Annotated in this window: 12 protein-coding genes; 7 read left to right on the plus strand and 5 right to left on the minus strand. The window is 68.8% G+C overall.

Translation table 11 applies throughout. From position 1 onward, the window contains the following. Window positions 1-58: 58 nt before the first annotated feature. From DEIGR_RS14515 to DEIGR_RS14525, 3 genes are all read left to right on the plus strand, one after another. On the plus strand, window positions 59-2,905 hold the full coding sequence (locus tag DEIGR_RS14515; RefSeq protein ID WP_058978285.1) for a 2-oxoglutarate dehydrogenase E1 component: 2,847 nt from the start codon (window positions 59-61) through the stop codon (window positions 2,903-2,905). A gap of 141 nt (window positions 2,906-3,046) precedes the next feature. Further along, the gene (gene odhB, locus DEIGR_RS14520; RefSeq protein ID WP_058978286.1) at window positions 3,047-4,303 is read left to right on the plus strand and encodes a 2-oxoglutarate dehydrogenase complex dihydrolipoyllysine-residue succinyltransferase; all 1,257 of its coding nucleotides are present in this window, start codon (window positions 3,047-3,049) and stop codon (window positions 4,301-4,303) included. A 128-nt stretch (window positions 4,304-4,431) separates the two neighbouring features. Then, window positions 4,432-4,935, plus strand: a complete 504-nt coding sequence (locus DEIGR_RS14525; protein ID WP_058978287.1) for a hypothetical protein — start codon at window positions 4,432-4,434, stop codon at window positions 4,933-4,935. A gap of 86 nt (window positions 4,936-5,021) precedes the next feature. Here DEIGR_RS14525 and DEIGR_RS14530 read toward each other — a convergent pair whose 3' ends face one another. From DEIGR_RS14530 to DEIGR_RS14545, 4 genes are all read right to left on the minus strand, one after another. Then, window positions 5,022-5,852 carry an ATP-binding cassette domain-containing protein gene (locus DEIGR_RS14530; RefSeq protein ID WP_058978288.1) on the minus strand — a complete coding sequence of 277 codons (831 nt, stop codon included), beginning with the start codon at window positions 5,850-5,852 and terminating at the stop codon, window positions 5,022-5,024. Further along, window positions 5,849-6,826, minus strand: a complete 978-nt coding sequence (locus tag DEIGR_RS14535) for an ABC transporter permease (RefSeq protein WP_153013760.1) — start codon at window positions 6,824-6,826, stop codon at window positions 5,849-5,851. Before DEIGR_RS14535 ends, DEIGR_RS14530 begins: the two co-directional genes overlap by 4 nt. 246 nt (window positions 6,827-7,072) lie before the next feature. Further along, window positions 7,073-8,080: a sugar ABC transporter substrate-binding protein gene (locus DEIGR_RS14540; RefSeq protein ID WP_058978290.1), complete on the minus strand. Its 1,008-nt coding sequence runs from the start codon at window positions 8,078-8,080 to the stop codon at window positions 7,073-7,075. 40 nt (window positions 8,081-8,120) lie between these two features. Beyond that, window positions 8,121-9,149 carry a LacI family DNA-binding transcriptional regulator gene (locus DEIGR_RS14545; protein WP_058978291.1) on the minus strand — a complete coding sequence of 343 codons (1,029 nt, stop codon included), beginning with the start codon at window positions 9,147-9,149 and terminating at the stop codon, window positions 8,121-8,123. Window positions 9,150-9,532: 383 nt separating this feature from the next. On the opposite strand from DEIGR_RS14545, the gene DEIGR_RS14550 reads away from it, so the two are divergent. Further along, on the plus strand, window positions 9,533-11,155 hold the full coding sequence (locus DEIGR_RS14550) for a C1 family peptidase (protein ID WP_058978292.1): 1,623 nt from the start codon (window positions 9,533-9,535) through the stop codon (window positions 11,153-11,155). A 62-nt stretch (window positions 11,156-11,217) separates the two neighbouring features. Here DEIGR_RS14550 and glmS read toward each other — a convergent pair whose 3' ends face one another. Continuing rightward, a complete protein-coding gene (glmS, locus tag DEIGR_RS14555) occupies window positions 11,218-13,038 on the minus strand; it encodes a glutamine--fructose-6-phosphate transaminase (isomerizing) (protein WP_058978293.1) in 1,821 nt (606 codons plus the stop codon). Between the two features lie 510 nt (window positions 13,039-13,548). Here glmS and DEIGR_RS14560 point away from each other — a divergent pair. The 3 genes from DEIGR_RS14560 to cutA all read left to right on the plus strand — a co-directional run bounded on the left by DEIGR_RS14560 (window position 13,549) and on the right by cutA (window position 15,265). Continuing rightward, window positions 13,549-13,740: an FmdB family zinc ribbon protein gene (locus DEIGR_RS14560; protein ID WP_058978294.1), complete on the plus strand. Its 192-nt coding sequence runs from the start codon at window positions 13,549-13,551 to the stop codon at window positions 13,738-13,740. Beyond that, window positions 13,737-14,837, plus strand: a complete 1,101-nt coding sequence (locus DEIGR_RS14565; protein ID WP_058978295.1) for a S1C family serine protease — start codon at window positions 13,737-13,739, stop codon at window positions 14,835-14,837. Before DEIGR_RS14560 ends, DEIGR_RS14565 begins: the two co-directional genes overlap by 4 nt. A gap of 107 nt (window positions 14,838-14,944) precedes the next feature. Next, window positions 14,945-15,265 carry a divalent-cation tolerance protein CutA gene (gene cutA, locus DEIGR_RS14570; protein WP_119673160.1) on the plus strand — a complete coding sequence of 107 codons (321 nt, stop codon included), beginning with the start codon at window positions 14,945-14,947 and terminating at the stop codon, window positions 15,263-15,265. Window positions 15,266-15,325 lie beyond the last annotated feature (60 nt).

The following is a 15,325-nucleotide window of genomic DNA, read 5'->3' on the forward strand; positions in this document are numbered from 1 at the left end:
AAATTCCGGGGGGTGCGGGTGCCAATGCGCCGCGCGGGGGGCGGTATGCTGAGGCGTTATGACGCAGTCGCAGACGATCATGTCCGGCGGGAACGCGGCCTTCATCGAGGGCTTGTACGAGGCGTACCTGGCGGACCCCCAGAGTGTCGATCCGCAGTGGCGGGCCTACTTCGACGAGTTGCGCGGCGGCGCGCACGAGACGCCGCACTCGAAGGTTCAGCAGGCGTTCTACCAGCTGGGCACGCAGCGCCGCGGCGGGGCCGTGGTGCCCGCGCCGCAGGGCGTGAGCGGCGCGCAGCAGGCGGCGGGCGCGCTGATCACGGCGTTCCGGGTGTACGGGCACATCAGCGCGCACACCAACCCCCTGAAGATGCGCGGCCTGCCGGTGGTGCCCGAGCTGACGCCCGAGTACTACGGCCTGTCGACGGCGGACCTGAACGAGCAGGTGCAGGACGGTCCGTTCAGCGGGCCGCTGCGGGACGTGATCGCGCAGCTTCAGGAGACGTACTGCGGTCCCATCGGCTTCGAGTTCAACTATCTGCCCGCCAATGAGCGCGCGTGGTTCCAGGAGCGCGTGGAGGCCAACCGCGGCCGGGGCGTGTTCAGCCGCGACGAGCGCCGCCGCCTCATGAGCAAACTGAACGCCGCCGAGGGCCTGGAACTGTACCTGAAGAACAAGTACCCGGGCGTGAAACGCTTCGGGCTGGAGGGCGGCGAGTCCTTCATTCCGCTGCTCGACCGCATCATCCAGCAGGCCGGGCGGGCGGGCGTGAAGGAGGTCGTGCTGGGCATGGCCCACCGTGGCCGCCTGAACACCCTGGTGAACATCTTCGGGAAGCCCAGCAGCGTGCTGTTCGACGAGTTCGACGGGAAGAAGAAACTCAGCGACAACCCGGACGTGGCCGGGGACGTGAAGTACCACATGGGGTACTCCAGTGACGTGCGCACGCCCGGCGGCCCGATGCACCTGGCGCTGGCGTTCAACCCCAGCCACCTGGAGATCGTGTCGCCCGTCGTGCACGGCAGCGTCCGCGCCCGCCAGGACCGCCGCGGGGACGAGACCCGGCGCAGCGTGCTGCCCATCACCGTGCACGGCGACGCCGCCGTCAGCGGGCAGGGCGTGGTCATGGAGACCCTGAACCTGTCGCGCCTGCGTGGCTTCGCGACCGGCGGGGCGGTGCGCATCGTGATCAACAACCAGGTGGGCTTCACGATCAGCGACCCGCGCGACACCCGCTCCAGCCGCTACTGCACGGACGTCGCGAAGATCGCGAACGCGCCCGTGCTGCACGTGAACGGCGACGATCCCGAGGCCGTGGCGTTCTGCGGGGATCTGGCGCTGGCGTACCGGCAGGAGTTCGGCAAGGACGTGTTCATCGACCTCATTTGCTTCCGCCGCAACGGGCACAACGAGGGCGATGAGCCGCGCATGACCCAGCCGATCATGTACCGCGAGATCGACCAGCACCCCGGCACCCGCGCGCTGTACGCCAAGAAACTGGAGGCCGAGGGTGTCCTGGCTGCCGGTGAGGGCGACGCGCTCGTCAACCGCTTCCGCGATCAGCTCGACGCCGGTGAGGCCGTGGTCGAGGAGATGGAGAACGCCGCGCAGAGCAAACTGGCCGTGGACTGGAGCGAGTACACCGGCACCCACTGGCGTGACGAGGTGAGCACCGCCGTCCCGCAGGAGAAACTGACTGCGCTGGGCCTGCAACTCACCGAGGTGCCCGACGGCTTCAAGGTGCACCGCACCATCGAACGCACCGTGATCAAGCCCCGTCAGGCGATGGCGAAGGGCGAGCAGCCCCTCGACTGGGGCATGGGCGAGATGCTCGCGTACGCCAGCCTGCTCGACGAGGGCTTCGGCGTGCGCCTGGTCGGTCAGGACTCCGGGCGCGGCACCTTCGTGCACCGCCACGCCGTGCTGCACGACCAGAACGCGCAGGACCCCCTGAACGAGGAGTACATGGCCCTGGCGCACCTGCGTGACGGGCAGGGCCGCGTGGAGGTCATCGACTCCACCCTGTCCGAAGAAGCCGTCATGGCCTTCGAGTACGGGTACTCCACGAGCGAACCCAAGGCCCTGATCGCCTGGGAAGCGCAGTTCGGCGACTTCGCCAACGGCGCGCAGGCCGTCATCGACCAGTTCCTGTCCGCCGGTGAGAGCAAGTGGCAGCGCCTCTCGGGCCTGACCCTGCTCCTCCCCCACGGGTACGAGGGCGCGGGCCCCGAGCACTCCAGCGCCCGCCTGGAACGCTACCTGCAGCTGTGCGCGCAGAAGAACATGCAGGTCGTGGTGCCTTCAAGCGCCGCGCAGATCTTCCACCTGCTGCGCCGACAGGTGCTGCGCCCCTACCGCAAGCCCCTGATCGTCATGACGCCCAAGAGCCTGCTGCGCAACAAGGCCGCCATGAGCCCCCTGTCCGACCTGACCGACGGCCGCTTCTGCGAGGTCATCGGGGACGCCGAGGTCACGGGCGCCCGCCGCGTGGTCATCAGCAGCGGCAAACTGCACTGGGAACTCGTGGACGCCCGCGACGCCGACAAGGACGGCTACGCCGGGACGGCCCTGATCCGCCTGGAGCAGCTGTACCCCTTCCCCGCCGAGGCCCTGGCCGCCGAACTCGCCAGGCACCCCGGCGCGCAGGTCGTCTGGGCGCAGGAAGAACCCGAGAACCAGGGCGCGTGGCTGATGATCTGGGAGGACCTCGAGAAGGTGCTCGCCCCCGGGCAGACCCTCAAGAGCTCCACCCGTCCGCGCAGCGCCAGCACCGCCGCCGGGTACGCCAGCGTGCACGCCAAGGAGCAGGCCAAGGTCATCGCCGACGCGCTGGGCGAGAAACTCAGCGGCGAGGTCGTCGCCGAGCAGAAGGAACTCGCCGAGACCGCCAAACAGCAGGGCTGAACCCCGAGTGCAGTGGGGCCGCTTCCGGGAGGACCGGGGCGGCCCCGCTCCTTTGGTGGGCGGCGGCGGCTCTTTTTCGTGCCTTGTGTTCGGGCGTCCCCGGCGCAGTCACAGCGCCGGGGGGGTATAACTGAGAGCGTTATGGCGGACATCAAAGTTCCTGTTTTTTCCGAGTCGGTGAGCGAAGGTACGCTGCTGGCGTGGCATAAGAAACCCGGCGACGCCGTGAAGCGCGGCGAGGTCCTGGCCGAGATCGAGACGGACAAGGTGGTGCTGGAAGTCACGGCGCTCCAGGACGGCGTGCTGGTCAGCACCGCGAAGAACGAGGGGGACACGGTGCTCAGCGAGGAGGTGCTGGGCGTCGTGGGTGACGCGGGCAGCGCGCCCGCCCCGGCCGCCACCCAGGAGGCCGTCAGCGGTCCGATCGCGAACGAGGCCAGCGCGGGCGGCACCGCCACCCAGCCCGACAGCGCCGCTGCCGGGGCCAGTGCGGGCAACGAGGCGACGCGCCGCGACGACCTCTCCCCCGCCGTGCGCAAGGTCGTCGTGGAGAACGGCCTGAACCCCGCGCAGATTCCCGCGACCGGCCCCAAGGGCAACATCACGAAGGCCGACGCGCTGGGTGCGGTGGGCCAGCAGGCCGCACCCGCCCAGGCAGCCCAGCCTGTGACGCCCGCCGCCGTGATCCCCGCCGGGGCGCGCCCCGAGCAGCGCGTGCCCATGACCCGCATCCGTCAGCGCATCAGCGAGCGCCTGAAGGACGTGCAGAACACCGCGGCCCTGCTGACCACCTTCAACGAGGTGAACATGCAGCCCGCCATGGACCTGCGCAAGAAGTACCAGGATCAGTTCGTGGCGAAGCACGGCGTGAAACTGGGCTTCATGAGCCTGTTCGTGCGCGCCGCGACCGAGGCCCTGAAGGCCTTCCCGGTCGTGAACGCCAGCGTCGAGGGCAAGGACATCATCTACCATGGCTTCTACGACATCGGTATCGCGGTCGCCAGTGACCGTGGTCTGGTCGTGCCGATCCTGCGCGACACCGACCAGATGAGCCTCGCCGGGATCGAGAAGGCCATCGGCGGGTACGCGCAGAAGGCCAAGTCCGGCAAGCTGACGCTGGAGGACATGAGCGGCGGCACGTTCAGCATCACGAACGGCGGCACGTTCGGCAGCATGATGAGCACCCCGATCATCAACGCCCCGCAGAGCGCCATCCTGGGCATGCACAACATCATCGAGCGGCCCATCGCGCAGAACGGGCAGGTCGTGATCGCCCCCATGATGTACATCGCCCTGAGCTACGACCACCGCATCATCGACGGCAAGGAAGCCGTGCAGTTCCTCGTGATGCTCAAGAACCTGCTGGAAGACCCGGCGCGCATGCTGCTGGAACTGTAAGCAGCGTCGATGGTTGACAGTTGATGGTTGATGGAAGGGCAGGCCCCTCTATCAACCATCAACTTTCAACTGTTCACGCCTCCCCCCAGTGAGGCTTCTGCCAGAGTGCGTCCGCTACCCTGGGCGGCATGACGGGCGTAGCACAGCAGGAGGCCCTGACGGGCCGGTTCGGTGGCGTGTCGGACGGCGTGAACCTGCACGCCACCTGGGACGGGGACCGCCTCACCGCGCGGGTGGGGGGCTTCACGGACGGCACCGACGTGCGCGTGTGGCTGGAAGGCGGCGAACTGGTGGGCCGCGTGGGGGGCGTCACGAGCGGGCATGACGTCCGGGCGGGCATCGCGGCGGGTGTCATGACGGTCCGCCTGGGCGGCTTCACGCAGGGCGTGGACGCGCGGCTGGAGTTCACACCGGATCAGGTGACGGGCCGCTACGGCAGCTTCACGGACGGCCTGGACGTGACCCTGCGGCACTACGCGGGCGAGGTCCGGGGTCGGCTGGGGAGCTTCACGCGCGGCGTGAACGTCCAGCTGGACCTGGGCGCCGTGCCGTTCCCGCTGGGGGCGCTGCTGCTCGTGTGCGCGCTGAACCTCTGGCTCACGCAGGGCCGCGCCCTGACCCCCAGCCGGTAGGAAACCAAAGGAGAGGAGGCGGGTGGCTGTCGTGCCCCCGCCTCCTCTCCTCTGTTCCTACTGCCCACACCCCGAATCCCACACCCCTAGTGCGCCAGCACGTCCGCGCTGAGGTCCTCGGGTCGGATGGCGCCGGTCATGACGGACACGGTGTCGGCCATGCTGATCTTCTGGGGGTTCAGCAGCGCGGCGCGCCGGCCCATGCGGTGCACGTGGATGCGGTCGGCGATCTCGAATACGTGGGGCATGTTGTGGCTGATCAGGATGACGGGCAGGCCCCGGTCGCGGACCTTGCGGATCAGGTCGAGGACCATGTTGCCCTCGCGCACGCCGAGCGCGGCGGTGGGTTCGTCCATGATCACGACGTGCTGCGCGAACGCGGCGGCGCGGGCCACGGCGACGCCCTGCCGCTGCCCGCCGCTCAGCGTCTCGACGGGCTGGCTCATGCTCTTGATGGCGAACTGCAGGCCTTTCATGTGTTCGGTGGCCTCGGTCAGCATGCGGCGGCGGTCGATGAGTTTCAGGGCGCGGCCCAGCGCGCCCCCGCGGTACAGTTCGCGGCCCAGAAACAGGTTTTCCGCGATGGTCATGGCCGGGGCGACGGCGAGGTCCTGGTACACGGTCTCGATTCCGGCGCGGCGGGCGTCGCTGGGCGTGCGGAAGTGCACGGGTTGTCCATCCAGGAGAATCTCGCCCTCGTCGGGGATGAGCGCGCCGGACAGCGCCTTGATGAGGCTGCTCTTGCCCGCGCCGTTGTCGCCGATGACGGCCATGATCTCGCCGGGACGCAGTTCGAAGTCCGCGCCGCCGATGGCGGTGACGTGCCCGTACCGCTTGACGAGGCCGCGCGCTTCCATGACCAGTGGCCGGGCGGTCTGCGGTCCGGGGGTGACGGGCAGGTGGGTGGCGGCGGTCATGCTTTCCTCCGGGAGAACTGGTCGGTGGCGACCGCCAGGATGATCAGGATGCCGGTGATGAGGTTCTGGTACACGCTGTCCAGGCCCATGAACGTCAGGCCCGAACGGAACACGCCGACGATCAGCACGCCGACCAGGGTGCCCAGGACGTTGCCGCGACCGCCGAAGAGGCTGGTGCCGCCGATCACGACGGCGGTGATGCTCTCGAGGTTCTCGGTGGTGCCCGCCTCGGGGGACGCGCCGCCGATGCGTTCCAGCAGCAGCAGGGCCGCCACGCCGTACAGCATCCCGGCGAAGGTGTACACGCTCAGCAGCAGGCGGCTGGTGTTGATGCCGCTCAGGCGCACCGCTTCCGGGTTGTTGCCCAGCGCGTAGATGTGCCGCCCCGGCGCGGTGTAGTTCAGGAACAGCCACGTCAGGACGAACAGCGCGACCATCAGCAGGCTGCCGTACGTGAACGGCGTGCCGAACACCGTGAAGCGCTGCGCGAGGAACGTCAGGCCGTCGGCGGGCATGGGGACGCTGGTCGCCTTCGAGTAGATCTTCACGGCGGCGAACACGATGGAGTACATGCCGAGCGTCACGATGAACGGCGGCAGTTTCCACTTCGTGATGAGCAGGCCGTTGGCCCAGCCGACGAACGCGCCGACCGCGAAGCCCGCCAGGATCGCCAGCGGAACGGGCACGCCCTGCTCGACGGCCAGCTTGCCGATCACCATGCTGCTCAGGGCCATGATCATCCCGCAGCTCAGGTCGATCCCGGCGGTCAGGACGATCAGCGTCTGCGCGATGGCGATCACGCCCACGAACGACGCCTGCTGCAGGATCAGGCTGAAGGTGCCCAGCGTCAGGAACCGGTCGGACTGGAAGGTGAAGAACAGGCAGGCGATCAGCAGGGCGATCAGCGGGCCCAGGGTGCTGAGGTTCGGCAGCTGGAAGCGCCGCCCGGGCGTGGTGGTGGTGGGTTGCGTCATGCTCATGGGTCTCCCCGGTCAATGAAGTTCGCCACGGCGCGCGGCTCAGGGGGCGCGGGCCGTGGCGACTTGAAGGTGAGGGTCGGGGGCGGGGCCGGACAGCCGCGCCGGTCAGGGCCTGGGGTGGGGTTCCGTCTGTTCCGCTGGCTGACCGGCACGGCACCGGCCAGCCAGTTCCACGCCCGGAACCCTGTTCACTCCTTCTCGCTCTGCTCGGGTGGCCGGATCACTCCGGCCCCCGGAGGCTTACTGCCCCCAGCAGTTGGCGAGGCCGAACTTGCCGTTCTGGCTCTTGACCCCGGCCATGGCCTTGTTGGTGATCAGGGTGACGCCGGTGTCGGTGTAGCCGCTGACCTTCTTGCCGGTCTTGGCGTAGTTCACGCCCGCCGCGACGCCCATGCTGGCCATCTTCAGGGGGTACTGCTGGCTGGTCGCGCCGATCACGCCGCTCTCGACGTTGCGCACGCCGGCGCAGCCGCCGTCCACGGACACGATCAGGACGCTCTTTTCCTTCCCGGCGGCCTTCAGCGCCTGGTACGCCCCGGCGGCGGCGGGTTCGTTGATGGTGTACACGACGTTGATGTCCGGGTTCTTCTGGAGGCAGTTCTCCATGGCGGTCTGGCCCTTGGTCTGGTCACCGAAGGAGTCCTGCGCGCAGGCGACGCTGGTGTTCACGAGGTCCTTGGTGCTGGCCGTGATGCCCTTGACGCCGAAGCCCGCCAGGAAGCCGTTGTGGCGCGCGATGCCGACCGGGTGGCCAGGGAACAGATCCAGCGTGGCGATCACGGCTTTCTTGGTGCCCATGGCTTTCTTGGCCCACTGGCCGATCAGGATGCCCGCCTGGTAGTTGTTCGTGGCGAACAGCGCGTCCACGGCGCTGGCGGGTTCGGTGGGGCTGTCCAGCGCAATGACCATGACGCCCTGCGCGCGGGCCTTGGCGATGGCGGGCACGATGGCCTTGGAGTCGCTGGGGGTGATCAGGATGGTCTTGGCCCCGGCGGCGACCATGTTCTCGATCGCGGCGACCTGCCCGGCGTTGTCCCCGTCGGCCTTCCCGGCGGCGGTCAGGAGTTTGGCGCCCAGGCGGGTGGCTTCCTTCTGCGCGCCTTCTTTCATCTTCACGAAGAAGGGGTTGGTCTCGGTCTTGGTGATCAGGCCGATGATGGGCTGGGCGCTGCTCTGGGCCTGCACGACCCCCAGGGTCAGGCTGGCGGCGAGGGTGGTCAGGGCGGCGGTGGCGATGACTTTGCGCATGGTGGTTCCTCCGGGGGTGGCCGCATGGGCCGGGGGGGGTTCAGTGGCTATGAGCGGGGGCGGGCGTGTGGGGCGGGCTGGTGGAGTGCCGGACGATCAGGGTGGTGGACAGCTGGTGGTGCTGCGGGGGTCCGTCGCGCGGGTGGCGCAGCTGCGCGATGAGCTGCTCGGCGGCGCAGGTGCCCAGGTCGTAGGTGGGCTGCGCGACGACCGTCAGGGGGGGGTTCATGGTCTGGGCCCAGCGGCTGTCGTCGAAACCGACGATGCTGAGGTCCTCCGGGATGCGCAGGTTCAGGGCGCGGGCGGCGAGGACGGCCCCGACGGTCATCTCGTTGTTGCCGATGAACAGCGCGGTGGGGCGGCGGTGCTCGGGCAGGGTCAGCAGGCGCAGCGCGGCGCGGTGGCCGTCGTCCTCGCGGTGGTTGCCGGGCAGAACCAGGGCCGGGTCGTAGGTCAGTCCGGCGTCTTCCAGGGCGGCGCGGTAGGCGTCGTGGCGCTGCGTGGCGGTGCTGATGTCCTGCTGCCCGACGATCATGCCGATGCGCGTGTGCCCCAGGCTGATGAGGTGGCGGGTGGCGGCGGTGGCGCCGCCTGAGTTGTCGGCGGTGACGGTGGTGACGCCCGGGGTGCCGCTCATGCGGTCGAGTTCGACGATGGGCACGCCGCTCAGCGCCTGGAGGTTCTCGCGGGCGCCGCTGGTGGGGACGATGATCAGGCCCTGGGGCAGGTGGCCGCGCAGGGTGTCGATGGCGCGGCGTTCCTTGGCGGGGTCCTCGTCGCTGTTGAACAGGAAGGCGGTGTAGCCGTGGCGGTCGGCGGCGTCCTGGATGCCCTTGGCGAGCTGCGCGTGGAAGGGGTTGAGGATGTCGGTGACGATCACGCCGATGGTGCGGGTCTCGCCCTGGCGGAGGCTGCGGGCGATGACGTTGGGCTGGTAGCCGAGTTCGCGGGCGGCGGTCAGGACGCGTTCGCGGGTGCTGCTGGCGACCATGTCCGGGCGGGACAGGGCGCGGGAGGCGGTGGCGGTACTGACCTGGGCGAGCTGGGCGACGTCCTGGATGCTGGCCATTGAAATCGATTACACCTCCCCGGCACGGCTGCGGGTGATGAGTGGAGCGGCTGGCTTCCCAGACGAGGAAACCCGTTTGCAAACGATTACATTGAGATGCAGTCAGTGTGAGCGCCCTGCCCACTCCTGTCAAGCCCCACGCCCCACCCACCCGGAAGGCTTGAACCGGTTCAACATTCCCGGCAGTCAGCCCACCCGAAGCCCCGCCGCCCACCGGACCGGGCGACAGCGCCCGCCCGTTCCGGGCGCGCACATCCTCCCCCCGCCACCCGATCACGGCCCGATCATGGCCGGTCTGCTGAACTGCACCCAGCACCAGACGCAGTCCGCGCAACGCTCCCGCAACGCCCCCCGCAGTTCAATACCCATACCGGAGGTCCACCATGAACGCACGCACCCTGATCGGCACCGCCCTGCTCACCACCCTCTCGGCCGCCCTGTCCGCCGCGCACGCGCAGAACGGCGTGAACCTCCAGAATATCCAGCTGCAACCCATCCAGATCTCGAACCTGAACCTGAACGTCCTGCGCGTCCCCCAGGCGCAGTTCCAGCAGGTCCTGCAGAGCCCGAACGCCCTGCAACTGAACCTGCAGGAGCTGCCCGCGCGCCTCCAGGCCCGCGACGCCGAGATCAGCCGCAGCCTGAGCCTCGTGCAGGGCCTTCAGGGCCGCGCGGACCTGCGCGCCGACATCGCCCGTGCCACCCTGGCCCTCCCGCGCGGCCTGACCGTCCCCGCCAGCGTGAAACTCCGCACCGGGGAACTCAAGGACGTGCTGCTGTACGGCCAGGACACCGTCGCCCTGAGCGTCGCCCAGGCCGAGGCCAGCGCGCCCGCCAACCGCGCCGCCATCCTGCAGTCCTTCGGCCTGAGCGAACAGAACCCCGTCCCGCGCGAATTCCTCGCGCCGGAATCCGTCCGCACCGTCAACATCGCCCCGAACGTCCGCTTCACGGTGCCCACCACGATCCTGAACAAGGTCACGCCCGCCAAACCCTCCCAGCCGCAGGAGGAACTCGGCGGCGGCTTCGTGAACAACCCCACCGACGGCGCGTGCCGCTTCACGCCCACCAACGCCCTGTTCAGCCAGATGCGCGGCAACCGCATCGACCAGATCACCACCATCAAGGACCAGGGCGGACGCGGCACCTGCATGGCCTTCGCGTACGTCTCCGCGCTCGAAACCCAGATCGCCCGGCGCATCAAGACCCCCTTCAACCTCTCCGAGCAGTACGCGTACTACTGGCTGCGCGGCGACGACGGCGTGCTGGGCGACGGCGCCGGGTGGGGCGACTTCAACGACATCATCGGCAAGCAGCGCATGATCCCCACCGAGGTCCGCTGGAAGTACAACCCCTCGCGCAGCCGCGTCCGCATCCCCGCCGACGACAAGAAACCCGTCACGGAATTCCGGAACTCCTGCCTGAACTACGCCAACCAGGCGTGCAGCGACACCACCGCGCAGGCCCAGCTGGTCTGCCAGGGCGGCACGAACAACTGCGCGTGGAAACCCGAGTGGGACATCGCCCCGAACGCCGCGTTCAACTTCCGCGCCACGCAGGGCACCGAAGTGTGGGTGGCCCTCGCCAACAACGTCTTCGGCAGCGGTGACGCCGCCCGCGCCTACCGCCGCGCCCTGATGCGCCAGATGATCGACCGGGGCGACCAGCTCATCCTGGGCTTCAACGTGGACCCCGCCTTCGACGCCATCGGCGCCAGCGGACTGCCGAACCTGAGCCTGATGGGCGGCAAGGTCCGCGGCGGGCACGCCGTGCACGTCGTCGGGCACGTCACCACCGGCATGCAGACCTACGACGTGAAGATCGCCGGGCTGGTGAACGTCAAGCTGTCCCTGCCCACCGGATACTTCGTGATCAAGAACTCCTGGAGCTGCGGCTTCGGCGACGGCGGCTACGCCTACCTGCCCGACAGCTTCATGGACAGGGAAGTGTACGGCGTGTACAACATCCCCGCGAACGCCGTCGCCAGCGACATGGCCAACTTCTGACCGAACAGGCGAGGAGGGGGCCGCAGCGCGACTGGCTGCGGCCCCCTCCTTCTGGACTGTGCTTACTCGACCGTGACGCTCTTGGCGAGGTTGCGGGGTTTGTCCACGTCCTTGCCCAGCGCCGCAGCCGTGAAGTACGCCAGGAGTTGCATGGCGACGGCGTTCACGACGGGGCTGACCATCTCGTGGGCGCGGGGGACGTAGATGACGTCGTCGCCGTGGCGGGCGTTCTCGGTGTCGCCGTCCGACAGGAACAGGATGACCTTCCCGGCGCGGGCGCGGACTTCCTGCACGTTGCTGATGGTCTTTTCCAGCAGGCGGCTCTCGGTGGCGATCACGGCGACGGGCAGTTTCTCGTCGATCAGGGCGATGGGGCCGTGCTTCATCTCACCGGCGGCGTACGCTTCGGCGTGGATGTAGCTGATCTCCTTGAGTTTCAGCGCGCCCTCGTACGCGGTGGGGCTGTTCACGCCGCGCCCCAGGAACAGGTAGTCGCTGGCCATGGCGTACTTCTCCGCGACTTCCTTGATGCGCGCCACACGCTCGGGGGCCAGGGCGTCCTCGACGAGGCGGGGCAGTTCACGGGCGGCCTTGAGGAGTTCGGCGCCCTGCTCGGCACTGAGGGTCCCGCGGGCGCGGCCGAGCCACAGGGCCAGCATCAGGAACGCGCTGACCATGCTCGTGTACGCCTTGGTGCTGGCGACGCCGATCTCGGGTCCGGCGTGGATGTACAGCGTGTCGTCCAGTTCGCGGGTCATGGATGAGCCCTTGGCGTTGATCACGCCGAGGGTCTTCGCGCCGAACCTCTTCGCCTCGCGCAGCGCCTCCAGGGTGTCGATGGTCTCGCCGCTCTGGGACACGACGATGGCCAGGGTGTTCTCGCTGACGAGGGGGTCGCGGTAGCGGTACTCGCTGGCGACGTCCACTTCCACGGGAATGCGGGCGAGCTGCTCGATGAGGTACTCGCCCACCAGACCGGCGTAGAAGGCGGTGCCGCACGCGATGATGCTGATGCGCTTGAAGCTGCCGGGGTCGAGGTCGATGTCGAGGTTCACCTCGCCGGTCTCGTCGTGCAGGCGGCCGATCAGGGTGTTCGTCAGCGCCTGGGGCTGCTCGTAGATCTCCTTGAGCATGTACGTGTCGTACCCGCCCTTCTCGGCGGCCTCGGCGTCCCACTCGATGTGCTCGATGGTGCGTTCCTGCGGGTTGCCCTGAAGGTCCATGACGCGGAAGCCGTCGTCGTTCAGGACGACCATGTCGCCGTCGTGCAGGAACACCATGTTGCGGGTGTAGGCCAGCAGGGCGGGCACGTCGGACGCCAGGAACATCTCGCCCTCGCCGACGCCCATCACGAGCGGGCTGACGGTGCGGGCCGCGACGATCTCGCGGTGGTCGACGTGCGTGACGACGATGCCGTACGCGCCGCGCACCTGCGCCAGCGCCGCCCGGACGGCCTCTTCGAGGTTACCCGCGTAGGCTTCCTCGATCAGGTGGGCCAGCACCTCGCTGTCGGTCTCGCTCTTGAACTCGTGCCCACGGCTCATCAGACCCTCTTTCAGGGGCAGGTAGTTCTCGATGATGCCGTTGTGGATGATCACGATGCGCCCGTCCTCGGTGGCGTGCGGGTGCGCGTTCGTGTCGTTCGGCAGGCCGTGCGTGGCCCAGCGGGTGTGCCCGATGCCCAGCGAGCCGCCCATGGGCTGCCCCTCCAGCAGGGTGCTGAGGTTCTCGAGTTTCCCGGCCTTCTTCTTCACCTCGATCTGCGCGCCGTCATGGACCGCGATGCCCGCGCTGTCGTAGCCGCGGTACTCCAGTTTCGAGAGACCGGAGATGAGGACGTCCTGCGCCTGCCGGGGGCCGATGTATCCAACGATGCCGCACATAATGCTCCTTGCTGGGGCGCGTCAGCGGCGCGGTCCGGGGGGCAGGACCTCCCGCCACGCTGCTCGCAGCCCACGCTGGTGTCTGTGGATTTGATGCATGCTTCCCGGCTTTATGTCCGTGTCGCCACGGGGGTTATGGTCGGGATTCACGCCCTGGATTCCGTGCTGGAACCGCCGGGCGCCGGGTAGGCCGTGCGTGCTGGCCTGGAAGCATCCGCAGAAACTCGCTGACTTCCACCTCGTCTCCCCTGTCCCGCCTGGGCGGGCAGGGGCCTTGCGCTGCCCTGTTTCGTGTGAGCCGGACACCAAGTCGGCCCACCCGGGCAGCATAGCATCCACGTGCGGCCTCACGTGAGTACACCACTCACACAGCTGCCAGGCGCAGGCACGGCCCGACGCAACCCTCAAGGGAACGCCTGAGCGACCTTACATCCGCGCCTGACCACAGTTGCTAGGATGTTCGGCGCGAGCGTACGCGCGCGGACACATACACGCGAGGTCAGAAGATCCATGCCCACCTACCTGTACAAGAACCTGGACACCGGCGAAATCTACGAGTTGCAGCAGAGCATGCGCGACGAGCCCTACACCACACACCCCGACACGGGCGCGCCCGTCAAACGCATCCTGGCCCGCCCCGGCATCGCCTTCAAGGGCAGCGGCTTCTACGTCACCGACTCCCGCCCCAAGAGCAGCGAGTGAAGTTCCCACGCGCGCTGGGGCTCACGCTGCTGCTGTGCGGCGGACTCGGCGGCGCGTACCTGACCGGCCGCGTCACCGCGCAGCGCACCCTGGTCACCCCCGACGAGATCAACACCGTCGAAATCACCCAGAAAGCCCTGCAGGCCGTCGTGCGCGTCGACACCCGGCTGCAACGCGAACAGCTGCAACCCGGCGACGACCCCATCGAGACCGGCACCGGCTTCTTCTACAAGAAGGACCTGATCGTCACGAACTACCACGTCGTGCAGTTCCAGGAATCCATCACCGTCACGCTGTACAACGGCCGCCGCGTCACCGCGCGCCTCGAGGGCGTCGACCCCGGCATCGACATCGCGATCCTGCGCGTCACCGGCGTCACCGCGCCCGCCACGCTCGCGTTCGGGTCCAGCGCCCGCCTCATCCCGGGGCAGAAACTCATGACGCTCGGCACGCCCTTCCGCATTCAGAACTTCGTCGGCAGCGGCGTGTACAGCGTCACCGCCAGCGCCCGCGACGTCCCCCGCACCGACCAGCTCGGATCGGAAATCAGCCAGTACATCACCACCACCGCCAGCATCCAGCAGGGCAACAGCGGCGGCCCCGTCCTCGACTCCCGCGGACTTGTCGTCGGCGTGGCCGACCTGAACGCCGCCCCGAACGCCCTCGTGCCCGGCACGATCGGCATCGCCATTCCCAGCGACGTCGTCAAGCAGAGCCTCGACGACCTCGAGAAGATCGGCGTACCCCAGCGCGGCACGCTTGGCGCGACCCTCGTGGACCTCGACAGCCTCGACCCGGCGCTGCGCCAGCTGGCAGGCCTGAGCAGCAACCAGGGCGCCCTGATCGACCAGGTGCCGGCCGGCAGCGCCGCCGCCCGCGCCGGCCTGCGCGGCAGCCTGCGCAACAGCAAGGACCAGCTGCTCGCGCCGCTCGGCGACATCATCGTCGCCGTGGACGGCCAGGGCGTGCGCGACTCCTTCGACGTCACCCGACTGGTCGCCGCCAAACGCCCCGGCCAGACCGTCACGCTCGACGTGTGGCGCAACAAGAAACGCGTGCAGGTCAGGGTCACCCTCCTGAAACGCACCCTCCAGTAACACCAGCGCCGCACACCCGCGCCGCACGCCAGCGCGCCCCCGCCCCCCGTCACACACCGGGGGGGTTCCCTTGCCGACCCCACCCACCCAGGTCGTATGCTGAGCGCGTGTCACTTGTCGTCATGGTCACCCTCCCCCCCGAGCGGGCCCTTGACCTGGCCCGCATCCTCGTCGCCGAGCACCTCGCCGGCTGCGTGAACATCGTCCCCGGCCTCCAGAGCGTGTACCGCTGGCAGGGCGAGGTCGCCGAGGACCCCGAGAGCCTGCTGCTCATCAAGACCAGCGGCGAACAGTACCCGGACCTCGAGGCGCGCATCAAGGCCGTCCACCCCTACGAGGTGCCCGAGATCATCGCCCTGCAGTACGACCGCGCCCTGCCCGAATTCCAGGCGTGGCTGCGCGACGCCCTCACCCCACCCCAGCGCTGACGGCACCACAGCAGACCGCCCCCACCCGCAAGCGCGCAGTGAGGGCATCTGAACATGAGC

Origin of the sequence: Deinococcus grandis, assembly GCF_001485435.1 — a bacterium.
Classification (GTDB): Bacteria; Deinococcota; Deinococci; order Deinococcales; family Deinococcaceae; genus Deinococcus; species Deinococcus grandis.